Origin of the sequence: Caballeronia sp. SBC1 (genome assembly GCF_011493005.1) — a bacterium.
GTDB lineage: Bacteria > Pseudomonadota > Gammaproteobacteria > Burkholderiales > Burkholderiaceae > Caballeronia.
Genome location: NZ_CP049158.1, coordinates 1,507,216 through 1,532,355, shown reverse-complemented (window position 1 = coordinate 1,532,355; position 25,140 = coordinate 1,507,216). Strand labels below are relative to the sequence as shown.

The window sequence follows — 25,140 nt, the reverse complement described above, 5'->3', positions numbered from 1 at the left end:
CAGTAGCAGGCGAACCCGTTATGAGACGGGAATCGATGAACAAACTCTATTGCATGCGGGCAGTCGCGCCAAATGGAAAAGCCTCGCTTCTCGCGAGGCTTTTCGTCTTACGCAACCAGCGTTCGCGCCTTGGATCAAGGCAGTCAAAGCGCGAACTTGCTTCATCGCCGAAATACGCCGAGCAACAACGTTGCCAGAAAGATCACGATGAAGATGAAGAACAGGATCTTCGCAATTTCGGTTGCACCACTAGCGATTCCGCCGAAGCCGAAAAATGCCGCGATGATCGCGATGATGAAAAAGATGACAGCGTATCGAAGCATGAAGCCCTCCAAAGGGTCGATTATCGGATTGGTTTGCGTGCTGGCTTGACGCCTTCGCCGCCTTACTGCTTGAACTGCGCCGCCAGGGCAACGCTTCCCGCAGCGCCCGAACTCAGAGCAACCGCCGTGCCCAGAACCATTCACTCTGGAAAATAAGGGTCAAAAACAATCCACGCACAAAAAAGCCGCACTGCGTTGCGCGAGTGCGGCATGGATGACGCGCTTTCGCGCGCGGTTAAGGAGGAGAGATGTTATCGGCGGGGCTTGCCGGTGTCGGGTTCGTCGTCGAGGTCGTCATCGTCGGCGTGGTTTAGCGCATCCGGCAGTTGGTTCTCGAGTTCATCGCGTTCAATTTGGTCGGCGAGATCGAGGGACTTGCGTGTTGCGGGACCGGACGGGCGGTTTGCTCCAGACATGGCGTAACTCCTTGGGAGATTTCAAAGCCGCGCCAACAGTGGCGCGAGTTGATCGGGCAGCAAGCTTCGTACATGCCTGTCGATCCCCCGCGATAACGGAGTGTGCGCATTTCTTGCCGCTTTTTACGGCCAAAGTTGCAATCAGGCTGCATATTTTGCGCGACGGCAGGCATGGACCAGTATGCGCCGCCTACGAAAAAATAGGCTGGATCTGAACCCGGAACTCCCAAATCAAGTAGCTGCAAGTGAAACGCCGGCAACACTGATTACACGATTACTTCAATACGTCCGTTATCGCGTCTTTACCTCACCAAGCCATCATGCCAACGCACGCTCGACGATCGGATACAAAGACAACACGAGCAGCGTAGCCATTGTCCAGTTGAAAGCACGCAGCCAGCGTGGTTGCGTGAGCAGCCGCCGCATGGACGTGCCGAATGCGGCCCACATGGTGATGCATGGCAATCCAACCACGATGAACACCACCGCCATCAAGACAGCATTCATCGAAAAGCTCGAATGCAAATGGATAGTGGTCGCGGCTGTCAGCACCATCATCCATGCCTTCGGGTTGATCCACTGAAACGCGGCCGCTTCGATAAAGCGCATGGGCCGACGCTCGCCGTCCCGAACCTGCATGGTCGACGAAGTCGCGATCTTCCACGCGAGATACAGCAGGTACGCCACGCTTAACGTTTCAAGCACCGTGTAAGCCCACGCAAAACGCGCGAATGCCTGCCCCACACCGAGACCGACCAGCACCATCAGGATGGCTACGCCCACGCTGATCCCGAGCACGTGCGGCACCGTGCGCCGCAATCCGAAGTTCACTCCCGACGCGAGCAGCATGGTGTTGTTCGGACCGGGCGTGATGGTGGTGACGAGCGCGAACAGCACCGCGGCCGGGAGTGCGGTCAGTAAGGCTGCAGTGTCGAGATGCATGGTGTTTCCTGGTGTTTCCCAAAGCAGGAGTTGAATCGGATCAGTAAGTGTCCGCTGGCGTCAGTTTAGGAGATCTGATCTGTACAGTACCGGTACAGATGATCGAATCATTTCCTGTACGGTGCGCACGTTTTTGCGCAGCGCGCAATCGGGCAGGGCATTTGCAAAAATCGTCATATCAGCCGTTGCTTCATCGACTTCATCGGCATGATCTATCCCACGTCCCCACGTCGCGCCGTTTTTGCTCCCGGCGGATCTGTTGAAGAATCCGTTCGAATTCGATGGCCGCGTGAGCACCGAAGCGTTTTTTCAGCCGGTCCGCAATTGCGACAGCGTTCGGCATGCTGATCGTTTTAGTTTGCTGATCGATGGCTCCGATTATTTTCGTGTCCTTCGGGATGCGAACACGCGCGCGAGCGGCGCTTCGTGTTTCCACCTGCATCTCGCGATGACGGACAACGATCCGTGGCCGCCGCGCGCGATGGACTTGGATAACGCTGATACCGTGATGTCGCTGACCGACCTCGCCTTCGCCGACCGACCCGTCATTCACAAAATCCGCCAGCAATATCTCGATGCCATTCCTCGCGCAACGCGCCGCATCTACATAGAACCCGTATTTCACGGCGGTTCGATCGGCGGCGCGTTGCACGAGAAGCTCGATGGTCCCGATCTCGACATCGTCGCGCCGCGCAAGCAGAGTGGCTGGCTCCAGGAAATGACGATGGGCGCGCTGCACGGATCGCTCACGCAAGCGGATGTGCACGACCGGTGTCACATGACGTAGCCGAGCGTACCGAAGCTCGAAACGGGTTGCATGAGCGTTCACAGAAAACTGATGGTGGTCGACGACGGCCCGTTGCTGGTCCGATCGGCGAATCTCAACAATCGTTCGATGATGCAAGGAACGCGCGGGCGAAGGCGAACGACACGGCGAGCGCGAGGCGCTGACCTGCACGACGCGTGATTGATGTCGAGGCAGAGGCGCCGAACGCTTCCGGTAAGCGGGTGAGCTTAGCCCATGACATCAATGCACGAGGTCGATACAGAAGACATGCACGGCGCGGTGGGTGTAGACGACCAGTTCGCCTCCGAGCGCATTGCGGCGGCGCTCGCGGAAATCGATACCGACATCTTCGTACTGCGGTCAGTGCCACTGGGAGGCAGCATCGCGCCCGATGTGCTCGCGATATTACGGCGCATGACTGGGCCTCCACGCAGTCGCCGGCCTCCCGCTCGATACCCTGACGCAACGCTACGGCAACGCAGTGATGACGCCCTTTCCGATAGGTGCGGTCCGTGCGGCACGCTGGACTCGCACCTCGATTGCGACCGTGAGACGTGGCGTGTTGCCGCAACGTATCTGGGGCTGGCGTCGCGAGAAAGACGCGCACAGGTCGAGTAAGTGTTGCAAAGTTTTAATACGCCGGCCATGCCGGGGACCCTTCTGGGCAACCTCAACGAGTGGTTTATTTATAGCCGGACGCTGTGTCAGCTAGTCTCGCATTTCCATCGCGCATGCTCTCCACGTGCCTTTCCAACACGCTATCCGTTGTTCGCTTTGGATCGCATCTGGGTGCATTCGGGCGAGCGTCTTGTATGGGTCGACGTGTATCGAAGGTCGCTTGTCGCGAGTGGCATTGGATCACTATCCGTTGATCGTGCGGCTATCCTTGTCACCATAAAACAGACGCTTGTAACGAAAACCCCTTAAAAAATGGGTTAGAAACACAAAAAGACTCGCACGAAGTTCAATGGCGCTTGTAGAATCCGGCGTTGATACGGATGCATTCACGCGACCGTATTCTAAAAACACTGACCTCAACAGGTAGGAGAAACATGCCGACTTCCGCAAAAACCGCTGCTAAGAAAGCTGCGACCAAAGCTGCTCCCAAGGCTGCAACGAAGACCGCAGCAGCGCCCGTCAAGAAGGTCGCTGCCAAGAAGGCTGCATCGACGCCGGCTACTGTGGCGAAGAAAGCTGCCGTGAAGACGACGTCAACGCTGTCGCCGATCAAGGACACGTTCACGAAGGCATCGCTCGCCGCGCATCTGTCGGACCGTGCGACTGTCGACCTGAAAGCAGTGAAGGCTGTCCTGTCGGCACTCGAGGACACCATCCTTGGTGCGGTTCACAAGAAGGGCGCGGGCGAGTTCACGCTGTCGGGTCTTTTGAAGATTTCGGCGCAAGTCGTGCCGGCGAAGAAGAGGCGCTTCGGCAAGGACCCGTTCTCGGGTGAAGACCGTTGGTTTGACGCGAAGCCGGCGAGCGTGCGTATCAAGGCACGTGCGTTGAAGAAGTTGAAGGATGCCGCAGCGTAAGCTGACGGAACAGCATCGAAGGACTATGGCAGCGCAGGAGTAGAGGCGAACCGTAGTCGAAAAAAAATGGCCGGTTTCCGCGAGGAATCGGCCATTTTTTTGCCTACTTCTTCAGGGCGGGATTAACGAGATCCTTCGAAGAAAACGCGGCAAAATAGCTTTCGATCAATGACGGTTTTCGAACCCGCACGCAATGCAGCAACTGGAAGTTCGCAGGGAAAAACAACGCCGATCCCGGATAAAGAGAGTGCGGGAAGGAACGCGCTATCAATGTCACATTTACGCGGCCATTTACCTGAAACGAGCGCAGAAAGAAGGGGTGCCCAGCTAGTCATGAAAGGTGTGGAAACCGTTCGGCTTCGCGCCCAACATGAATGGCGCGATCGAATACGCTTACGCCGCACGGCGCTCTCAATCGCGGGCCTAACCGCGTGAAAACAAACTGAAAGCGGCTTGTCCTTCACTAGGTAACAACGGCACGTGGTTTGCTTAAAGCTTGCCCTTACGCCGAACCGTTGCGTGAATAAAGAGAAAAAGTTCAAGAGCAAGAGATTCCCATTCTGTCGACCTGCGACCTGGGGAGTGACCAGACAGACACCTGTGTCATTCCACGTTTCAATGAGTGAGAGGGGGCCTGATGCCAGATCAAGACGCACGACCTGACCATGATCGAGACAAAGCCGGGGACGATTCAACCCGCGGCGCCCAAAAGAACGATAGCGATAAGAACGGCGCCGGAGACAAGTCCAATGACCAATCTAACGGGCAAAAGAAAGGTCCGGGCAAAAAGCCGCTGATTATCCTGGCAGTCGTTGTGGTGCTGCTGATCCTGGGCGGTTTGATCTGGTGGTTCGCGACCCGCAACCAGGTCAGCACAGACGACGCGTACACCGACGGCGATGCCGTGACAATCGCGCCGAAGGTCTCGGGCTACGTCGTGGTCATGAACCTGGGCGACAACAAGTTCGTGCACAAGGGCGACCTGCTGATCAAGATCGATCCTCGCGACTATCAGGCTCAACTGGACCAGGCGAACGCCCAACTCGGTCTGGCGAAGGCACAACTTAACGCGGCTCAGGTGCAACTGGATATTGCCCGAGTGCAATATCCCGCGCAGCTGACCCAGGCGAAGGCACAGGAACAAAGCGCACAAGCGAACCTGGTGCAGACGCGCGCGGCCTATGAACGGCAGCGTACGGTCGATATCCGGGCGACGTCGCAGCAAAATATCGACACCGCGACGGCCCAGCAGAAGAGCGCGCTGGCCAACGTCGCGCAGGCACAGGCGCAAGTGAAAACCGCGAGCCTCGTGCCACAGCAAATCAGCCAGGCGCAGGCCACGGTCGAGGAACGCCGGCAGCAGGTTGAACAGGCCGCGGCGCAGGTGGAAGCGGCCGCGTTGAACCTGTCTTACACGGAATTGCGTGCGCCGGCTGACGGCTGGGTCACCAAACGTAACGTGCAGTACGGCACGTTCCTGCAAGCGGGAACGTCGATTTTTTCGCTGGTGACTACGACTGTCTGGGTCACGGCCAACTTCAAGGAGTCGCAACTCGAGCGCATGCGTCCCGGGGACTCGGTGGATGTATCCGTCGATGCTTATCCCAACCTGAAGCTGCACGGTCACGTGGATAGTATCCAGCTCGGCAGCGGCTCGCGTTTTTCGGCGTTCCCCGCTGAAAATGCGACGGGCAACTTCGTGAAGATCGTGCAGCGCGTGCCGGTCAAGATTCTTATCGACAGCGGATTGCAGCCCGATCTTCCGCTGCCGCTCGGACTCTCCGTGGTTCCGAAGGTGATGCTGAAATGAGCGATCATGCCGGCTGGAAACCGAAGTCCAATCCCTGGCTGATTGCGGTTGTGGTCACGCTCGCGGCATTCATGGAAGTGCTCGACACGACCATTGTGAATGTCGCGCTGCCGCACATCTCGGGCGCGATGTCTGCAAGCTACGACGAAGCCACCTGGACGCTGACCGCGTATCTTGTCTCGAATGGCATTGTGCTTCCCATCTCCGCATTTTTCTCGAAACTGCTGGGACGTAAGCGATATTTCCTGATTTGCATCGGCGCGTTTACGGTCTGTTCGCTGTTGTGCGGTCTGGCCACCGACCTGTGGCAACTGATTGTGTTCCGGGTCTTGCAAGGTTTCTTCGGCGGCGGCTTGCAACCGAACCAGCAGTCCATCATCCTCGATACCTTCCCGCCCGAGCAGCGCGGCCGTGCATTCTCGATTTCGGCTGTAGCGATCGTGGTGGCGCCGGTGATCGGCCCCACACTCGGCGGCTGGATCACGGATAACCTCACATGGCGTTGGGTGTTCCTCATCAACGTGCCAATCGGCGTGATTACAACGATTGCGGTGATGGAGTTTGTTGAAGACCCGCCGTGGGAGCGGAAAAAAGATCGCCGCGAACTGGGCCTCGATTTCACCGGCATTGGCTTGATTGCGCTCGGTCTCGGCTGCCTGCAAGTATTCCTCGACCGGGGTGAGGACGATGACTGGTTCAAATCCGGTTTCATCACGACCTTCGCGATTCTGTCTCTCGTCGGTATAGTCGGCGCGATCTTCTGGCTGCTTTACGCGAAGAAACCGGTGGTCGACCTGCGCGTATTGAAGGACAAGAATTTCGCGTTGGGCTCGGTATGCATGGTGGGTTTTGCGGCCATCCTCTATGGCAGCGCGGTGCTCGTGCCTCAGCTTGCCCAGCAGCAACTGGGTTATACCGCGACGCTCGCGGGCCTCGTGTTGTCGCCCGGCGCGCTGATGATCGTGGCCATCATTCCGGTGGTCAGCAAGCTGATGCCGATCATACAAACCCGCTACCTGGTCGGCTTCGGTTTTTCCCTGATGGCGTGCGCGTTGTTTTATACGCATCACCTGGTGCCGAACATCGACTTCAAGACGCTGACGATCATGCGAAGTTCGCAATCCATCGCCATTGCATTCCTGTTCGTACCGATCACCACGCTGGCGTATTTGACGCTGAAGGCGTCCGAGAATGCGGACGCTTCCGCGTTGTTCACGATGTTCCGCAACGTGGCGGGATCGATTGGAATTTCGCTCGCCACCGCGTCGATCGTCGAGCGCACGCAGGCGAACATGGCGCACTTGTCCGAGCACATGACGCCGTTGAACCCGAACTACAACGACTCGATACAACGTCTCACGCACACGCTGATGGACATGGGCCAGACCATGCAGCAGGCCATGACCACCGCGACCGGACTGATGTACAAGCAGACCATTTCACAGTCGACGATCCTGGCCTACCTCGACGTATTCGGCGCGGTGGCGATCTTTGCATTGTGCTTCGTGCCGATCACGTTTTTCTTTTCACCGGTGAAGGCCTCGGGTGGCGGAGGAGGGCATTGAGATGCGCAAACGCTTGATTCCCTTGCTGCTTTCAATGTTTGTCGGCGCGTGTTCAGTCGGTCCGAATTTCACGCCGCCCGACGCGAAGGCCCCGGCTAACTGGCAGGATTTGCAGCGCGTGCAGAACCCGCCGGACGACATGCGTTTCCCCCATGCGAGCGCGCCGTCGCTGGTGGATACCCACGCCGATCCCGATCCTCGCTGGTGGCGGCAGTTTAACGACGCCACGCTGGATTCGCTGATCGACCGCGCGGCGGCGGGCAACCTGGATTTGCAGAGCGCGGTGCTGCGCATTGAGGCGGCGCGCGAACAGGCGGTGGTATCGGGCGCGCAGGGGTTGCCGCAAGTCAGCGCGAACGCAAGCTATAAGCGCGAGCAACTGGGTCTGAAGGGCTTGCTGCAATCGCAGGGTGTGTATGACAAGGTCAACGCGCTCGGGCCCGACAGTGCGGGCGTGACTGGCGCCCTGAATTCCTTGACGGCGCCGGTGAGTCTCTTCCAGGATGGTTTCGATGCATCGTGGGAACTCGATTTGTTTGGGCGCGTACGGCGTTCGGTGGAGTCAGCGAATGCGCAGACGGAATCTGCGATAGAGAATCGCAACGACGCCCTTGTCTCGCTTGAGGCAGAGGTTGCACAGACTTATTCGCAACTGCGCGGGGCGCAATTACTCAAGCGGATCACGCTGGCCGAGATCGATTCGGAGCAGCAGATCCTCAATTTGACGCGTGAGCAGGCGCGCGTGGGTCTGACGAGCGAGAGTGACGTACAGAGTGCGACTGCGCAGGTGGGATCCTTGCAGGCCCAGCTACCGCAATTCGATGCGCAGATTGCGCAGGCAATGAACGGCCTTGCCGTATTGACCGGGAGTGCGCCGGGGGCGCTGGATGCCGAGTTGGAAGTGCCGGGCGCTGTCCCGCCGGTGCCGCCGAGCGTGCCGATTGGTTTGCCGTCTACGTTGGCGCGGCGGCGTCCTGACATTCGCCGTGCGGAGAGTGATCTGCATGCGGCCACCGCTGAGATTGGCGTGGCGGTGGCGCAGATGTACCCGGATGTATCGTTGACGGGGAACGTGGGTACGCGTGCCCTCGAGGCAAAATATCTGGCGCACTGGTCGAGTCTCTTCTGGACGGTCGGGCCGAGTATTTCGCTGCCGATCTTCGAGGGCGGGGCGTTGCGGGCGAACGTGCGGATAGCGAAGGCGCAGGCGGGTCAGGCGGCGTTGCAATATCGCTCGACGGTGCTGAAGGCGCTGCAGGACGTGGATAACGCGCTGGTGTCGTACCGGACGGATCAGGACCGGCGGGAGGCGTTGACGCGCACGGTCGAGGCCAACCGGATCAGCCTGGAGTTAGCGACGGAGAGTTATCGGAAGGGGTTGGTGACGTTCATCACGGTTCTCGATGCTGAGCGCCAGTTGGCGGAGACGCGACAACAACTCGCGCAATCGACGGTCAGCGTGACGACGGATCTGATTGCTATATATAAGGCGCTGGGCGGCGGATGGCAGGTGGCGCCGGAGGCTGTGGGGCTACGCTAAGGGCGGGGCGCCCCAGACAGCAGGGCGCGAGTGCAAACACCCGGCGTGGACACGCGAGGCCGTGGGGCCGGTAGGCAACTCGTAGTTGCCAGAGAGCACTCGGCATGAACTCCGACCGCTAATCCCTAATCCAATTCGCCTCGGGCCAGACAACTCCACCCCGAGTGTGAACGCCCCCTTCCGCACCAAAATCGGGCGCCCACTCTACCGCGTCAGCCAACCGCCCTACCCCTGCGCACTTATTTGAAGCAAACTTCCCCCTAACTCGCCAAAACAATGAGTAAAAACAAGTAGTAGAAAAAATGGCACGTCTGTTGCTTAATTGTGGATACTGAAACTACCTAAGCGTCGGACAGGCGTGGCCCAGCTTGAAGAGCGGTATCGAGCCGGCATTTCCACGCACAGGCGGCATCAGGCCGCGATCAAAAAAGGACGCAAGATGCAGATCTACGACGAAATGCGTCACGAGGAAACCGTGCGGGCGCACTACGCACGTTTCTCCCGGTGGCTTTCCACTCAAAGCCCCGAAACCATCGCACGCAAGCGCGCTGAAGCCGATCTGCTGTTCAGGCGTGTTGGTATCACGTTCGCCGTGAACGGCGATCTGTCGGGCACCGAGCGCCTGATTCCCTTCGACATGATTCCGCGCATCATCCCCGGCGATGAATGGCGCAAGCTGGAAGCCGGCCTTCGACAGCGGGTACGCGCGTTGAATATGTTCATTCGCGACGTCTACCACGATCACGACATCGTCCGGGCAGGGAAAATTCCCGCCGAACAGGTGTACACGAACGCGCAATATCGCCCCGAGATGCAAGGCGTGGACGTGCCGCTCGACGTCTACGCGCACGTCGCTGGCGTGGACGTGGTGCGCGCGGGTGACGCGGGCGAGTTCTACGTGCTCGAAGACAACCTGCGAGTGCCGTCGGGCGTGTCCTACATGCTCGAAAACCGCAAGATGATGATGCGGCTCTTCCCCGAATTGTTCGTGCAGAACCGCATTGCACCGGTCGCGCACTATCCGGATCTGCTGCTCGAAACGCTGCGCTCGATCGCGCCAGCGGGCGTGGACGACCCCAACGTGGTGGTGCTCACGCCGGGCATGTACAACTCGGCGTACTTCGAGCACTCGTTCCTCGCGCAGCAAATGGGTGTGGAGCTGGTGGAGGGCAAGGATCTATTCGTCGATGAAAACTACGTGTTCATGCGCACGACGCAAGGGCCGAAACGCGTCGATGTGATCTACCGGCGGCTGGATGACGACTTCATGGACCCGCTCGCGTTTCGCGCGGATTCGGCGCTCGGCGTGCCGGGACTACTGACGTCGTATCGTGCGGGCCGCGTGGCCTTGGCCAACGCGATGGGCACCGGTATTGCCGACGATAAATCCATTTATCCGTTCGTCCCGGACATGATCGAGTTCTACCTCGGCGAAACACCGATCCTGAACAACGTGCCGACATTCCAGTGCCGCAAGCCTGACGATCTCGCCTACACGCTCGCGCATCTGCCCGAGCTGGTCGTGAAGGAGGTCCACGGCGCAGGCGGTTACGGCATGCTGGTCGGGCCGGCATCGACGAAAGCGGAAATCGAGGCGTTCCGCGAACGCCTGATCGCGCGGCCGGACGGTTATATCGCCCAGCCTACGCTGGCGCTCTCCGCATGCCCGACCTTCGTGGAGTCGGGTATTGCGCCGCGCCATATCGACTTGCGGCCGTTCGTGCTGTCGGGTAAAGAAGTGACGATGGCCGCCGGCGGCCTGACTCGCGTGGCGTTGAAGGAGGGTTCTCTCGTCGTGAATTCGTCGCAGGGCGGCGGCACGAAAGACACCTGGATGGTGGACTAAGCACCCACCGGGATTGTTCGCAACGGGGCGCGCTACCAAGCGCTGCGCCTGCGCGCGCCACACAACAACGGAACGCCATCATGATGCTAAGCCGCACAGCCGATCACCTTTTCTGGATGGCTCGCTACATGGAGCGTGCGGAAAATACCGCCCGCATGCTCGATATCAACCTGAAGGGCATGCTGCTGCCGCAGACGCCGGATCAGGCCGCCCGCGCACAACGCTCTGTACTGCGTATTTCGGAACTCGAATCGAAATTCGAGGAGCGTTTCCCGGGCTCGGATTCGCGCGAGGACATGCTGCACTTCATGGTCGCCGATACCGGCAATCCGTCGAGCATCAATTCCTGCCTGCACGCGGCGCGCGAAAACGCGCGTGCCGTACGCGGCACGCTGACCACGGAAGCATGGGAGACCATCAATTTCACGTGGCTCGAATTCGGCGAAAAACTCACGGCGGGCGAGCTCGAAAAAAGCCCGGACATGCTGTTCGAATGGGTCAAGTACCGCTCGAATCTGTGTCGCGGCGTGATGGTCGGCACCGCGCTCCAGGACGACGCGTTCTGGTTCATCCAGCTTGGCATGTACCTGGAACGCGCGGACAACACGGCGCGTATCCTGGACGTGCGTTTCGCCGATGCTGAACCAAACTCGCGTGAAGCCGCGCGTCAACTGGAGGACTTCTACTACTGGACTTCCATCTTGAGTTCGGTGTCCGCGCTGGAAATCTATCGGAAGGTATATCGCGACGTTGTGACGCCGTCGCGGGTAGTGGAACTGCTGATCCTCAACCCGCAGATGCCGCGCTCGCTACTGGCGTCGCTGGATGGTGTTGTTGCGACGCTCGACAAGCTGCGCACCAGCGGCTCGAACGAGTGTGAACGTTTCGCCGGCAAGCTGCGCGCGGACGTGCTGTACATGGATATCCGCCAGATCCTTGAAACCGGAGTGCACGCGTATCTGACGCAATTCCTGAAACGGGTCGATGAGCTCGGTGTTCGCGTGATGCGCACCTTCCTCATGTTGCCCCTTGCCTGAACGCATCCGTCCCGCACCGTCCTGGAACCCATCATGCTTCTGACCATTCGTCATCACACAAGCTACCGTTACGCCGTGCCGGTGCAGTACTCCATCCAGCAACTGCGCATGACGCCCGCCAACGGGTCGGCGCAGCTGGTGCGGCGCTGGAATATTGATACCGTGGGCAAGCTCGACGTCACCCGCGACGCGTACTCCAACACGTTGCATACGCTGGTGCTGACGAAACCCCATATGGAGATCCATCTTTCCGTTACCGGTCAGGTGGAAACCACGTTGCTGGACGGCGGCCGCCTCAACGACGGTCCCGGCCTGATTCCTCTGCAGCACTACACATGCGCGACCGCGCTGACCGAGCCGGACGCAGCAATTCGCGAACTGGCGAACTCGGTGTCCAGGCTCGATTCACCGTCGGCGCTGATTGCGCTGGCGGAAAATATCGAAGCAAAGGTGCAGTTCAAGGCGGGCGTCACCGAGGTCACGAGTACCGCTGCGCAGGCGCTGAAGCTCGGTAACGGTGTGTGCCAGGATCATGCTCACCTGATGTTGGCGTGTTGCCGCGCCCGGGGCCTCCCGGCGCGCTATGTGAGCGGTTACATCGATCCGGGCGATGTCCCGCACGCCGCGAGCCACGCGTGGGTGGATGTGTGGATCGACGACGGCTGGGTGTCGGTGGACGTCACCCATACCGCGTTCGCCAGCGGCCGGTACTGCCGGCTTGCAGTTGCACGCGACTATGAGGCGGCTGCACCCGTGCGCGGCTCGCGCGTGGGTGGCAAGGAAGAGCGCATGAGCGTGGACGTTTCAGTGCAGGCGACGGCCGACCAGTGAGCTGACGAGCTGAGCGGCGTCACTCGTCGCTGCGCCCGGATTTCTTCGGCGCCATGATATTCAAGCAGCGCCACCCATCTGCCGATAACTATGGAAGGTGAGGTAGCGCGTTTGCCGGATGATGGTGCCTGGTCACGAGTCCCCGCAATCGACCCGATCCGGGCGAATACCCGATTACAATACAAATTTGCTTCTTTCAGGAATTGGCGCATGACTTATTGCGTGGCAATGCGCGTTGACGAAGGACTGGTGTTCCTGTCTGACACCCGCACGAATGCCGGTGTGGACCATGTGAGCGCAGCTCGCAAGATGGCGGTCTTCGAACAGCCCGGCGACCGCGTCCTCGTGCTCCTCGCCGCGGGTAATCTCGCGCTGACGCAAGCAGTCATGCAACTGCTGTCGGAACCGGCGCCCGAAGACAAGACCACGCTGTATAACGTAGCCACCATGGCGGAAGCGGCGCGGCTGGTGGGCGATGCGGTCCGCGAGGTACATCGGCGGGATGCGGCCACGCTCGCGGAATTCAGCGTCGACTTCAATTGCAGCTTTATTCTCGGCGGCCAGATTCGTGGGGGCAATACGCGCCTGTTCATGATCTACTCGGCAGGCAACTTCGTGGAGTCGACGCCGGTCAGTCCGTATTTCCAGATCGGTGAATCGAAGTACGGCAAGCCGATCATCGATCGCGTTGTCACGGCATCCACACCGCTGGACGAAGTTGCAAAATGCGCGCTGGTGTCCATGGACTCCACGCTGCGCTCCAATTTGTCAGTGGGATTGCCGCTCGATCTGCTCGTGTATGAGAAGGACGCGTTGCAGGTCACGCGGTTCTCCACGATTGATAACGACAACCAGTATTTCCAGATGATTCATCGCACATGGGGTGAGAGGCTGCGGCAGATCTTCGGGGAGATTCCGAATCCGACCTGGGCCGATCCCGCCAATGTGCCGTTGCGGGCACGTGAAACGATATCGAACGTGCCGCGCGTGACAGGCAGCGACCTGCGCGCAGAACCCGACACGTCAGCGCCGCCATTTCAGACGCTGATGCATCCGGGAAGCGGTCGGTCGCAGCATTGAATCCGACTGGAGTAGTAGAGGCGGTCTAAGAGCGGGTGTCGGCGAGAGCATCACGGGCTCTGCAAGATAGGCGGCATGAACAAGAACGGCCCAATCGGCTTACGTCGATTGGGCCGTTCTTGTTTTCGGCTTCGGAGTATTGATTGATCGCTGCAACCTGGCGACCGGTACCCCACGTGCATAAAAAAACAGCCATCGGCGAAGCCGATGGCTGTTTTTTGAACCGCAGTCGGAATCGGCGCGCTGAGCAGTGAAACGCTGCGAGCCGGGTCCGGCTTTAGAACTTGTGACGGATACCGACGATCACGAGTTCCTGCGTGCTCGTTCCGTTGTAGCCGAACGAACCGATCGAAGCTTGTGCGGCTTGCGTGTTCCGAACGCCCGTTACCGGATTGACCGAGTTCAGGGCTTGCGTGCCGCTTGCGTGCTGGTAAGCGCCAACTGCGTAGAAGTCCGTACGCTTGGACAGCGTGTAGTCCGCACCGACGCCGACTTGGTTGTACGTAGCAGACGTATCGCCAGAAGCCTTTTCGTACGTGTAGCCTGCGCCGACCAGGAACGCTGGCGTAACCTGGTAGTTCGCGAACACGCTGCCGATGTTGTACTTTTCCTTCGACGTGAAGATCGAATGGCCGTCGTTCGTGTATTGCGCGTTGCTGTACGAAGCGCCAACGGTCACGGGGCCAATAGCGTATTGCGCGGCAGCACGGGCGATTGCGATCGAGTGAGCTGACACATAGCCGGCGTTGATTGCGCTGTCGACGATATTGTCCGACGAACCGTTCCAGTTACCCGATGCGTCCGTCGTGGCCGTCGCCGGCGTCACGCGGCCTGCGGTCGGGTTGTTCGTGTAGTAGTAACCACCCGCCAAACCCAACGGGCCGTTGTTATACGCAACTGCACCACTCCACGTCTGGCCTTGGCCTGTCGTACCAGCGCCGTTGCTGAAGCCGTACATGCCTTCGAATTGCAGGCCCGCATAGTTCGGCGAAACGTACTTCACAGCGTTGTTCACACGCGAGCTGTTGTCGTAGTTGTCGACGTCGCCCGGCGTACCAACAATCGACGCCCAGTAGTTGTCACCCGTGATGCCTTGCACCATGTCGACGAGCGGATCGTATTGACGACCGAGAGTGACCGTACCCAGCTTGTCCGCCGTCAAACCGACGAATGCCTGACGACCGAATTCGCGACCACCTTGGTTCAACCCACCTGTGAACGTGTTAAAGCCGTTTTCCAATTGGAAAATTGCCTTCAAACCGCCGCCCAAGTCTTCCTGACCCTTCAGGCCCCAACGGTCACCCGACAGGGTACCGGCGTTGGCGGCGACCAGATGCTCGTTGCCGGACGCGTGGTTAACATAGCTGAGACCGGCGTCGATCACGCCATACAGGGTCACGCTGTTTTGCGCGTGAGCCACGCCAGCTGTGCCGAGCAGTGCCAGCGAAAGGGAAGTCAGTGCGAAACGTTTCATCAGGTTCTCCACGCGAGGATTAAATTCGTTGTTGCCGGCGCAGAGAATAACGCAGCGTTACAAAACTTAAGAACTGAAAAATTAAAACGTGTCTCGAAAAAAAGACACTTTATGTTCGACCGTGTGATGTCTTGTAAGGCAAGCCTGTCAAGGCTTTGGCCTTTGATTCATCTAGTGAAAGGGCACCGACAAAGGTGCTTTCAGAAAGTTCCTTTTAATGCAATTGATTCAGTGAAAATGGGTGATCTTTATTAGTTTTTAACTAATTGGGCGTTATAAGCGAGATATACCCGAGGTGTTCGCGGGGAAAGCTGTTGCGCTCAGGAGGAGCGCTGCATATAGGTTCCGCGAGGGTTTACGCCGGGCGGCGGCTTGGCGCGGTCCGTTAAAGCCCGGCGCCCCGAGGCGAGTTTATGCGTTGCGTATTACCAACATCCTTACTCGTTGAAAGCCTGATTCTTGCATCCATCGCAACAAAGGCGCTCGCCTCCAGCCGCGACTGGTCCATGCGATTTCGGGCAGTCAGGCTGTTGACACGGAAAATTGCCGTGTCGCGGATCACGCCAGTTCGGGACTCTTTCTCGCGCTTGATTCCGTTGGGCTCGCCAGCGTTATTCGTCGTTTGCCGGGGGCTGGTCGCGTCCCGTTAGCAGCGCGAGCGCCAAACCTGCACCGCCGGCCAGCAACACGGCACGCCAAGGATGCCGCTTCACCAAATCATTTGCCTGGACCGCCTTGCGCCCGCAATCGACCATGGCCTGCGCCGTCACCCGAGTGGCGGCAGTCTCTGCACGGGCCAGCTTGCGGCTCAGGGTCAACGCAGTGCTTAGCGCCGACACCCGTTGGCGCGCCTGCTGTGTCAAATGCTGCGAGTGTTCGGCCCGCCGTTCGATGGCTGCCCGCGTCCGTCCCGGCACGACCGCAAAGGCTTTTGTGGTCCCGGGGTTGTCCACATCCACACGGTCGGCTCTAGGGATGGTCGAGCCCGCCAGCATCGAGCCGATCTTGGCGCGGCTGCCCGGCGGAACGCGGGTGCTTTGCAGGCCCCACGCGCCGCGGGGATCGTGCAAACGTGCTCGCGCGGCCGAAAACTCCGCGCCAAGCAGCAGGACTGCTGCCGAGAAGTACAGCCACATCAGCAGCACGGCCAGCGAGCCTGCCGCGCCGAACGAATTCGCCGTGCCCGCGTGGGCCAGGTAGAAAGCAAACAGTTTTTTGCCGACGGAAAACAGGATTGCGGCAACGAACCCGCCGACCAGTGCGTCCCGCCAGTGCACCCGGCCGTCGGGGAGGAACTTCAGGAGCGCCCCGAACGCGAGCGAGAGAACCACCAGTCCGACCACCAGTTGCACAATGTCGCCGATGACCACGAAAGGCGAATTACCCCAAAGCCATGTGCCCACGGCCTGGATGGCGGTATCGAGGACTAGTGAGACGATCAGCAGGAACGCTACGCCCAGCACCAGCCCGAACGAGATCAGCCGAACCCGCACCAGCGCGAAAACGCTGGATTTCTGCTCGCCGGTCAGCGGCCACACGAGATTCAGCGCGGTGTTTAGCGATGAAAATGTCGCCGACGCACCCACCGCCAGCAACACGAACGAGATCACGGCGGCGGCACCGGTGCCCCCGCTACGGTGGGCATTCTCGACAATGCTCTGCACGCTCGCCGCGGCCTGATCGCCAAGCAGTCCATTGACGTGATGGAACAACTCACCGCGCGCGGCGTCGGCCCCGAAAACCCAGCCGGCCACAGCGATGACCATGACCAGCGTTGGCGCCAGCGAAAACGCGGAGTAGAACGCGATGCTCGCAGCCATGGCCGCACAGCGGTCCTCGCCAAATTTCCTGAGCGCGCCCATCACCCAGGATGCGTCCTTTTTCACCGCAGCGTGAATTTTCTCGGTGGACAACGTACTCATGGAAACCTCAACTTCGATGATGGTGATGATGATCTTGGCGGTTTGAAATGCGTCGGAGCACGATGCGTTCCACGGGCGGCAAGCCTACGCTCACACTACCGCGTGGCGGGGCTCATGGAGCATCCGTCATCTTGTCGCAGCTTGGCAACACAAACGGGGCTCATAGGCCGTTTGGATAGTTTTCGCGCGCAGTTTCGCCACCAATCGTCAAGTTTGTTTTACGTAGTTCTACGTTCAGGGGCAGCGGGTTTTTCAATCGGTGCGGGAATGGGTGCGCGAATGGGCGAATGAAAGCCCGGCCGTCACACGGTGACATGCATCGCAGAGCCGTTGCAGCCAGCGACGAACGTGCCCAAAGTGGCGCCCACAGCGTCAGGCACGTATGGCGAACCCGTCGAGATAGGCCGCGGGATCTTGTCCGTCCCAGACGCGCCCGTCGACCAGCACGTCCGCGCGGATCTCGTCCGGCACGCGAACGTCCGCCAATGCGGCGGCCTCGCGATACAGCGCCGTCTGGCTGATCGCCGATGCAATGGCGGCGTCGTCGTGAGCGCCGCTTAGCAAACCCCATCGGCGATATTGCGTCAGGAACCACAAGCCATCGGACGGCCGTGGATAGTTGACGGCGCCTTTATCGAAGAAACTGATGGGGAGCGGAAGCGGCTGCCCGGGGAATTGCGCCGCGTCATAGTCGCCGAGCAGCCGTGGCGCGATTAATTCCTGCGGCACGCCTAACAGTTCCGGCGCGGCGAGCCACGTGGAGATGTCGGCGCGATGCGCGGGGCCGTCGAGCCACCGGCACGCTTCGAGCATTGTCTGGACCAGCGCGCGCGCCGTGTTCGGATAACGCGCGACAAAATCGCGCCGGCTGGCCAGCACCTTTTCCGGGTGGTCCGGCCAGATCTGGCTCGTGATCGCGACGGTCCTGCCCGCGTGACGCGCCTCGGCAACCGCGTTCCACGGCTCACCGGCGCAGAATCCGTCGAGCTGGCCCTCGGCTAACGCATCGACCATTTGCGGTGGCGGAATCACGATACTGCGAATGTCGCGCAGCGGATGCACGCCAAGAGCCGCGAGCCAGTAGTACAACCACATCGCGTGCGTGCCGGTCGGAAAGGTCTGTGCGAAGACGGGAGGACGGCCTAGCGTCGCAAGCGCCTCCTTCAAGTTGCCGCTTTCGTTAAACGCTTCGGCCAGCGGGTTCGACAGCGTGATGGCCTGGCCATTGCGGTTCAATACCATCAGCACGGCCATGTCGCCCTGCGGTCCGCCAATGCCCAATTGCACGCCGTACACAAGCCCATAAAGCGCGTGCGCCGCGTCGATCTCGCCGGACAACAACTTGTCGCGCACTGCCGCCCAGGAAGGTTGCCGGCACAGCTCGAGCGTCAGGCCGTGGCTGTGGCCGAACTCGAGGATCTTGGCAACGGCGAGCGGCGCAGCATCGCTCAGCGCCACGAAACCAAGACGGATGTGGGTCTTCTCGGGGGTGTTGGAGCCGCGGTTCAAAGCGGCTTTGGGCGTGTTCATGTTGTAGGGCTACCCTAATAAATCGACCGTCGACACCAACTGGCGCGCAACCTCGGCAAGCTTCATTCCCTCGTCCATGGCGCGCTTGCGCAGCATGGCGTAAGCCTCCGGTTCGGACATCTTGCGCCGGTCCATCAACAGGCGCTTCGCCCGGTCGATCAGCTTGCGGTCCGCGAGTTCGTTTTCGGCTTCGGCGAGCCGCTTGCGCAATTGCTCATCGCGGGCGAAACGCGCCAGCGCGACCTCGAGGATGGGTGCGAGACGCGCGGCCTCCAGGCCTTCGACAAGATAAGCGCTTACGCCCGCTGCGACCGCGGCGTGAATCAGTTGCTGGTCGCCGTCGTTGCTGAACATCAGGACCGGGCGCGGCGCGGTCTCGTTCATCACGGCAAGTTGTTCGAGCGTATCGCGCGAAGGCGATTCAGTGTCGATGATGACCACATCCGGCCGCTGTTCTTCCACGACCTTGGGCAATGCCGCAGGAGTCGCCACCTCGGCTAGCATGTCGTAGCCCAGGCGTGCGAGTGCCTGGCGAAGATCGCCAATGGGTTTGTCGGTGTCGGTGACGAGCAGCACGCGAAGCATGGATTAAGCGCCGGGATAGCTCATGCGTGGAAGGCCGGTGCAACGCTGGCCGGCGGCGGATCAGCGCGCTCGATAAAGACCGCTTGCGCTGTTCGACACCGTTTTCGGCGGTCAGGCTGCATGCTGGACCGCCTCGGTGATGTCTTGCCGCGTGTTGAAGACGGTTTGCTCTTCCACGGCAAGAGTGCCGTTGTGAGACATCCAATCTACCGCTTCGCTAATCGCATTGCCAACGAGGATCACGGCGGGGCTTCCCAGGCCTTCCTTCACCGCGTCAATAGCCAAGTGCTCCAGTTTTCCAAGCCAGCGTCGCTCGGATGCTGTCCCGGCCCATTGAACGACTGCGGCCGGGGTGGATGCCGGCATTGCCGATAGCAACGCATGGCAGAGGCTTTCGATGCGCGTCATGCCCATGTAGATCGCGAGCGTCGTGCCGGTTGCCGCGAAAGCGGCCCAGTTGGGTTCGCCATGATCCTGCTTGTGCGCCGTGACGAAGGTCACTCCCTGGCAGTGTTCCCGATGCGTCAGCGATATCCCGAGACTCGCGGCCGCTGCAAATCCCGACGAAATGCCGTTGATGATCTCCACCGGAATCTGAGCGTGCCGCAGCGCTGTGAGCTCTTCGCCCGCACGTCCAAACAGCAGGGCGTCGCCGCCTTTCACGCGAACCACGTGCAGTCCCTTGAGGGCATAACGCTGCATCAGTCGCTGGATGAACGCTTGCGGTGTCGACTTGCAGCCACCGCGCTTGCCGACGCGGATCACGCGTGCGCGAGGTGCAAGCGACACGATCTCGGGATTGGCGAGATCGTCCAGCAGCACGATATCCGCCCCCGCCAATGCTTTGGCGGCTTTAATCGTGAGCAGGTCCAGATCGCCAGGACCGGCGCTAAGCAAGGTCACCTTGCCAGTTGTCATTGTGATGTCCTTTGGCGGCTTAACAAGAATGCAACCGCCGCCGCGTTGCTTAAAAGATCGAAGATCGTAATGAGCCGCATGAGCCGCATGAGCCGCGCGTCGGGCAGATCAGATGACCTTCCGGACGATGCGACAACACATGATGCCCCAACGAAAAACGGCATCCGCTCGTGCTCTTGCACGAAGGGACGCCGTTGTCCTGAATCGTTGATGCATTTGTCAATGCGCCCGACATCGTTGCCGCGCACGGTCAAGCATAGGCAATATCCAGGCCAGACGAGTATTGCCATAGCGCGCCTGGCGACGAACCATGCGAACACCAACGCGGCCGCCGCGCGAAGCCACGCTCCTTATGCGCATCTCCGCTTATGAATCCCTCTTTGATCTTGTGTACCAGATTGGGAAGCCCAAGCACGGTGCAGTTCCGCTCGCACGCAGACAGTGCTGCGTCGCACCGTGCATGTGCGGCGCTGCATCAAAAAGCATCGCCCGTAATCGGCCGAAAAACGTGATGCCAACGGCAAACGCCCGCCAGATATAGAGACGTCGCGCATGGCATGGCGCTTGCATTTACAGCACCCATGGATCAACGGCGGTCCAGTTTCATTGCAAGATTTCAGCAGCGGCCCATGACGGGCTTTTTGGACAACGGCGTCCCCTGAACTCAGCCATCGGCTGGGTTTGCGGGACGCCTTTTTGTTTTCTGGAAAGACAATGGCAGACAAAGCAACCCGGATCGATCTCTTCAGCTTGCGCACCGTGCCCATGCGGGCTTTCCACCTCACGTGGATGGCGTTCTTCGTCTGCTTCTTCGCGTGGTTCGCATGCGCTCCGTTGATGCCGTTGATCAAACGCGAGTTCGGCCTGTCCATCGATCAGGTCGCCAATATCAACATCGCAGCGGTTGCCGCGACGATCCTGGTAAGGCTGATTATTGGCCCGATGTGCGACCGCTACGGTCCGCGAAAGGTTTATACGGGACTGCTGATCATCGGCGCATTTCCTGTGTTCGGCGCGGCGCTCTCGGGCGGTTATGAAAGCTTCCTGCTGTGCCGCCTGGGCATTGGCGCGGTGGGCGCGAGCTTCGTTATTACGCAGTACCACACGTCGGTGATGTTCGCGCCGAACGTGGTCGGCACGGCTAACGCGACCAGCGCGGGTTGGGGCAATGCCGGAGCCGGCGCGGCGCAAATGCTGGTGCCGTTGCTGCTCGCAGGCATGCTCGCGCTCGGCGCCGCCGATGCGTCCGCGTGGCGCCTGGCGCTCGTGGTTCCCGGGCTGGCCATGCCGGTGATGGCGTGGTTCTACTGGCGTTTCACGCAGGACTGCCCGCAAGGCAACTTCACGCAATTGCGCGCGCAAGGCATCACCATCGACGGTGGCAAGAAGGGCGGCTGGGAGAGCTTTCGCACGGCCTGTGCGAACTACCGCGTGTGGATGCTGTTCGTCACCTATGCAGCTTGCTTTGGCGTCGAGGTGTTCATCCACAACATCGCCGCGATCTACTACGTCGATCACTTCCATCTGTCGCTGAAAGCCGCCGGCGCCGCTGCCGGCAGCTTTGGACTGCTCGCCCTGTTTGCCCGCGCGCTCGGCGGCTGGCTTTCGGACAAGGCCGCGGCGCGGCGTGGTCTGGAGATTCGCTCGACCTTGCTGTTCGCGCTGATCGCGGGTGAAGGGCTCGGGCTTCTCTGGTTCTCGCATGCGGACAGCGCGGCGCTCGCCGTGGTCGCCATGCTGGGTTTCGGACTGTTCACGCACATGGCGTGTGGCGCGACCTATGCGCTCGTGCCGTTCATCGACCGCAAGGCGCTCGGCGGCGTGGCGGGAATTATCGGCGCGGGCGGCAACGTGGGTGCAGTCGCGGCCGGCTTCCTGATGAAGGGCTTCGGCAGCGTTCAGCAGACGCTCGCCATGCTCGGGATGCTGGTCACGTTGTCCGCGTTGTGCGCACTCGCAGTGCGCTTTAGCTCCGAGCACAAGGCACAGGAAGCTGCGCTGCGTGCGGATGCATTGGGCATCAACAACAGCATTGCCAATTGAGAGCGTCCTGATCATGAAAATTGTCGTCATCGGCCATGGCATGGTTGGCCATAAACTCCTCGAATGCCTCGCTGAGAATGCATCGCATGCGCTCGATATCACCGTGCTATGCGAAGAACCGCGGCCGGCTTATGACCGCGTGCATCTGTCGGAATTCTTCGCCGGCAAATCGGCGCAAGACCTGTCGCTGGTCGAACCAGGATTCTTCGAGCGCGAGAACGTGCGGCTTGAACTCAATGCGAAGGCGGTGTCGATCGATCGCGCGGCGCGTACGGTGACGGTGTCGACCGGCGAGGTAGTGGCGTACGACAAACTGGTGCTTGCTACCGGCTCTTATCCGTTCGTGCCGCCGGTTGCGGGCAATGAGCGTCGTGACTGTTTCGTGTACCGCACCATTGAAGACCTGGAGGCAATGAAGGAATGTGGCGCGCGCTCGAAGACGGGCACGGTCGTGGGCGGTGGACTGCTGGGGCTTGAATGCGCCAAGGCGCTGCGCGACATGGGCTTGCAGACGCATGTGGTCGAGTTCGCGCCGCGCCTGATGGCCGTGCAGGTCGACGATAGCGGTGCGCGTGTGTTGCGCAGCAAGATCGAAGAGCTGGGTGTGACGGTTCATACGCAGAAGAACACGGTTGCCATAGTCGATGGCGAGAACGGCACGCACCGCATGGAGTTCGCCGACGCGACCCATCTCGACACCGACATGATCGTGTTCTCCGCCGGCATCCGCCCGCGTGATGAGATCGCGCGGATCAGCGGCCTTGAAGTCGGTGCACGCGGCGGCATTGTGATCGACGACGGCTGCCGCACGAGCGACGCCAACATCTTCGCGATCGGCGAATGCGCACTCTGGAACGGACAGGTCTTCGGGCTGGTCGCGCCGGGCTACGACATGGCCCGTATTGTTGCCAAACAGTTGGCTGGCGAGCTGGCTGGTTTCACCGGCGCCGACATGAGCACCAAGTTGAAGCTGATGGGCGTGGACGTGGCGAGCATTGGCGATGCGCACGGCACGACGCCGGGCAGCCGCGCGTATCAGTTCAGCGACGAACGCAAGCAGGTCTACAAGAAACTGGTGGTGTCCGAGTGCGGCAAGTATTTGCTCGGTGGCGTGATGGTCGGCGATGCGGCCGAATACGGCACGCTCTTGCAGATGATGCTGAACCGCATCGAGTTGCCGGAGGCACCGGAATTCCTGATTCTCCCTTCATCCGACGGCAAGCAAAAGCCCGGCCTTGGCGTCGAGGCGCTGCCCGAAGCTGCGCAGATCTGTTCGTGCAACAACGTGTCGAAAGGCCAGATATGCGAAGCGGTCTGCGCGGGCGCAACCAGCATCGGCGCATTGAAGTCCGCGACCAAGGCCGGCAGTTCGTGCGGCGGTTGCGTGGCGCTGGTCACGCAAGTGATGAAGGCCGAGATGAAAAAGCAGGGGCTCGCGGTCAACAACCATCTATGCGAGCACTTCCCGTATTCGCGTCAGGAGCTCTATCACATGGTGCGCGTGGAGCGCATCGAGACGTTTAGCGCGTTGCTCGCTAAGCATGGCCACGGTCTTGGCTGCGATATCTGCAAGCCGGCCGCCGCCGCGATTCTTGCATCGTGCTGGAACGAGTTCGTGCTGAAGAAAGAACATGCAAGCCTGCAGGATTCAAACGACTACTTCCTCGCCAACATCCAGCGCGACGGCACCTATTCCGTTGTCCCCCGGATGCCGGGTGGCGAGGTCACGCCCGATGGTCTGATCGCCGTTGGCCAGGTCGCAAAGAAGTATGGCCTGTACACCAAGGTCACGGGCGGAGCGCGTGTCGACTTGTTCGGCGCGCGGGTTGAGCAATTGCCGCTGATCTGGGAAGAACTGATCGCGGCCGGCTTTGAATCAGGTCACGCGTACGGCAAGTCGGTACGCACCGTGAAGTCATGCGTGGGTTCGACATGGTGCCGCTATGGCGTGGGCGATTCGGTCGGTCTCGCGATCGACATAGAGAACCGCTATAAGGGTTTGCGCACGCCGCACAAGATCAAGTTCGGCGTCTCCGGTTGCACGCGCGAATGCGCCGAGGCACAAGGCAAGGACATTGGCGTGATTGCCACAGAGAAGGGCTGGAACCTCTATGCATGCGGCAACGGTGGCATGAAACCGCGCCACGCCGAGTTGCTCGCATCCGATCTCGACCGTGCAACGCTGATCCAGTACATCGACCGCTTCCTGATGTTCTACATCCGTACCGCGGACCGCTTGCAGCGCACCAGCGTGTGGCGCGACAACCTGGAAGGCGGGCTCGAGTACCTGATCGACGTCGTGGTCCACGACAAGCTCCAGCTTGCCGCGGAACTCGAAACGGAGATGCAGCACGTGGTCGACACCTACGAATGCGAGTGGAAAAAAGCCGTCAACGATCCGGACACGCGCAAGCGCTTCCGCCATTTCGTCAACAGCGATGCAGCCGATGCGAACGTGAGTTTTGTCGAAGAGCGTGGCCAGATTCGCCCGGCGACGCGGACTGAACGGCAACTGAAACGAATCGACATTCCCGTGGTTGTCGAGACAGCCTGAAGTGCACATCAAAGCGCACATCACCCACACTAAGGACATCATCATGAACAACGATCGAATCCCAAGCTCATGGGTGCCTGTGTGCCCGCTCGACGACATCGTGCCGAACACTGGCGTCTGTGCGCTCATCAAAGGCGAGCAGGTCGCCGTGTTCCATCTCTCCGATGGAACCCCGAGCGTGTTCGCAATCGATAACTTCGACCCGGGCTCGCATGCATCGGTATTGTCGCGCGGACTGATCGGCAATCTGGGCGAGCGCATTGTGGTGGCATCGCCGATCTTCAAGCATCACTATGACCTTCGCACGGGCGAGTGCCTTGAGATACCGGCGAACTCGGTCAACGCCTTTGCCGCGCGCGTGGAGGATGGCCACGTGTGGGTCGCAGTATGAGCACCGTAAGC

At 60.3% G+C, this 25,140-nt stretch carries 21 protein-coding genes; 13 read left to right on the top strand and 8 right to left on the bottom strand.

Going from position 1 to position 25,140, the window contains the following annotated elements; translation table 11 throughout:
• Nucleotides 1–161 precede the first annotated feature (161 nt).
• The 3 genes from SBC1_RS33655 to SBC1_RS33645 form a co-directional block, all read right to left on the bottom strand.
• Nucleotides 162–323 (bottom strand): DUF1328 family protein, encoded by a 162-nt coding sequence (locus SBC1_RS33655; RefSeq protein WP_031363615.1) that lies wholly within the window; start codon nucleotides 321–323, stop codon nucleotides 162–164.
• Between the two features lie 251 nt (nucleotides 324–574).
• The gene (locus SBC1_RS33650; protein ID WP_158939511.1) at nucleotides 575–739 is read right to left on the bottom strand and encodes a hypothetical protein; all 165 of its coding nucleotides are present in this window, start codon (nucleotides 737–739) and stop codon (nucleotides 575–577) included.
• Nucleotides 740–1,057: 318 nt separating this feature from the next.
• Entirely contained in the window at nucleotides 1,058–1,681 is a 624-nt protein-coding gene (locus SBC1_RS33645) for a LysE family translocator (RefSeq protein WP_165104621.1), read from the bottom strand.
• A gap of 259 nt (nucleotides 1,682–1,940) precedes the next feature.
• On the opposite strand from SBC1_RS33645, the gene SBC1_RS33640 reads away from it, so the two are divergent.
• The 10 genes from SBC1_RS33640 to SBC1_RS33595 all read left to right on the top strand — a co-directional run bounded on the left by SBC1_RS33640 (nucleotide 1,941) and on the right by SBC1_RS33595 (nucleotide 13,712).
• On the top strand, nucleotides 1,941–2,468 hold the full coding sequence (locus SBC1_RS33640; protein ID WP_165104620.1) for a hypothetical protein: 528 nt from the start codon (nucleotides 1,941–1,943) through the stop codon (nucleotides 2,466–2,468).
• Between the two features lie 234 nt (nucleotides 2,469–2,702).
• Nucleotides 2,703–3,086 carry a hypothetical protein gene (locus SBC1_RS33635; protein WP_165104619.1) on the top strand — a complete coding sequence of 128 codons (384 nt, stop codon included), beginning with the start codon at nucleotides 2,703–2,705 and terminating at the stop codon, nucleotides 3,084–3,086.
• Nucleotides 3,087–3,520: 434 nt separating this feature from the next.
• Nucleotides 3,521–4,003, top strand: a complete 483-nt coding sequence (locus SBC1_RS33630; RefSeq protein WP_165104618.1) for an HU family DNA-binding protein — start codon at nucleotides 3,521–3,523, stop codon at nucleotides 4,001–4,003.
• Nucleotides 4,004–4,640: 637 nt separating this feature from the next.
• Nucleotides 4,641–5,813 (top strand): HlyD family secretion protein, encoded by a 1,173-nt coding sequence (locus SBC1_RS33625; protein ID WP_165104617.1) that lies wholly within the window; start codon nucleotides 4,641–4,643, stop codon nucleotides 5,811–5,813.
• Entirely contained in the window at nucleotides 5,810–7,378 is a 1,569-nt protein-coding gene (locus tag SBC1_RS33620) for a DHA2 family efflux MFS transporter permease subunit (RefSeq protein WP_165104616.1), read from the top strand. Before SBC1_RS33625 ends, SBC1_RS33620 begins: the two co-directional genes overlap by 4 nt.
• Nucleotide 7,379: 1 nt before the next feature.
• Complete coding sequence (locus tag SBC1_RS33615) at nucleotides 7,380–8,918, top strand: efflux transporter outer membrane subunit (RefSeq protein WP_165104615.1); 1,539 nt, start codon at nucleotides 7,380–7,382, stop codon at nucleotides 8,916–8,918.
• Between the two features lie 439 nt (nucleotides 8,919–9,357).
• Nucleotides 9,358–10,764 (top strand): circularly permuted type 2 ATP-grasp protein, encoded by a 1,407-nt coding sequence (locus tag SBC1_RS33610; RefSeq protein ID WP_165104948.1) that lies wholly within the window; start codon nucleotides 9,358–9,360, stop codon nucleotides 10,762–10,764.
• A gap of 83 nt (nucleotides 10,765–10,847) precedes the next feature.
• A complete protein-coding gene (locus SBC1_RS33605; protein WP_165104947.1) occupies nucleotides 10,848–11,801 on the top strand; it encodes an alpha-E domain-containing protein in 954 nt (317 codons plus the stop codon).
• A 33-nt stretch (nucleotides 11,802–11,834) separates the two neighbouring features.
• Nucleotides 11,835–12,632, top strand: a complete 798-nt coding sequence (locus SBC1_RS33600; RefSeq protein ID WP_165104614.1) for a transglutaminase family protein — start codon at nucleotides 11,835–11,837, stop codon at nucleotides 12,630–12,632.
• Between the two features lie 210 nt (nucleotides 12,633–12,842).
• Nucleotides 12,843–13,712: a proteasome-type protease gene (locus SBC1_RS33595; protein ID WP_241202323.1), complete on the top strand. Its 870-nt coding sequence runs from the start codon at nucleotides 12,843–12,845 to the stop codon at nucleotides 13,710–13,712.
• Between the two features lie 277 nt (nucleotides 13,713–13,989).
• Here the strand turns inward: SBC1_RS33595 and SBC1_RS33590 are convergent, their stop codons facing one another.
• The 5 genes from SBC1_RS33590 to cobA form a co-directional block, all read right to left on the bottom strand.
• On the bottom strand, nucleotides 13,990–15,186 hold the full coding sequence (locus SBC1_RS33590; RefSeq protein ID WP_165104613.1) for a porin: 1,197 nt from the start codon (nucleotides 15,184–15,186) through the stop codon (nucleotides 13,990–13,992).
• 611 nt (nucleotides 15,187–15,797) lie between these two features.
• Nucleotides 15,798–17,108: a YihY/virulence factor BrkB family protein gene (locus SBC1_RS33585; protein ID WP_165104612.1), complete on the bottom strand. Its 1,311-nt coding sequence runs from the start codon at nucleotides 17,106–17,108 to the stop codon at nucleotides 15,798–15,800.
• Between the two features lie 372 nt (nucleotides 17,109–17,480).
• On the bottom strand, nucleotides 17,481–18,638 hold the full coding sequence (locus SBC1_RS33580) for a CmpA/NrtA family ABC transporter substrate-binding protein (RefSeq protein ID WP_165104611.1): 1,158 nt from the start codon (nucleotides 18,636–18,638) through the stop codon (nucleotides 17,481–17,483).
• 9 nt (nucleotides 18,639–18,647) lie between these two features.
• Nucleotides 18,648–19,223, bottom strand: coding sequence for an ANTAR domain-containing response regulator (locus SBC1_RS33575; RefSeq protein ID WP_165104610.1), 576 nt, complete (start codon nucleotides 19,221–19,223; stop codon nucleotides 18,648–18,650).
• Between the two features lie 111 nt (nucleotides 19,224–19,334).
• Nucleotides 19,335–20,141 (bottom strand): uroporphyrinogen-III C-methyltransferase, encoded by an 807-nt coding sequence (gene cobA, locus SBC1_RS33570; RefSeq protein WP_370469679.1) that lies wholly within the window; start codon nucleotides 20,139–20,141, stop codon nucleotides 19,335–19,337.
• Nucleotides 20,142–20,855: 714 nt separating this feature from the next.
• Between cobA and SBC1_RS33565 the strand changes: the two genes are divergently transcribed.
• Genes SBC1_RS33565 through nirD form a run of 3 tightly spaced genes read left to right on the top strand, consistent with a single transcriptional unit; the run spans nucleotide 20,856 to nucleotide 25,129 of the window.
• Entirely contained in the window at nucleotides 20,856–22,184 is a 1,329-nt protein-coding gene (locus SBC1_RS33565; protein WP_165104609.1) for an MFS transporter, read from the top strand.
• A gap of 13 nt (nucleotides 22,185–22,197) precedes the next feature.
• Nucleotides 22,198–24,738 (top strand): nitrite reductase large subunit NirB, encoded by a 2,541-nt coding sequence (gene nirB / locus SBC1_RS33560; protein ID WP_165104608.1) that lies wholly within the window; start codon nucleotides 22,198–22,200, stop codon nucleotides 24,736–24,738.
• 43 nt (nucleotides 24,739–24,781) lie between these two features.
• A complete protein-coding gene (gene nirD, locus SBC1_RS33555) occupies nucleotides 24,782–25,129 on the top strand; it encodes a nitrite reductase small subunit NirD (RefSeq protein WP_165104607.1) in 348 nt (115 codons plus the stop codon).
• The last annotated feature ends 11 nt before the right edge of the window (nucleotides 25,130–25,140 follow it).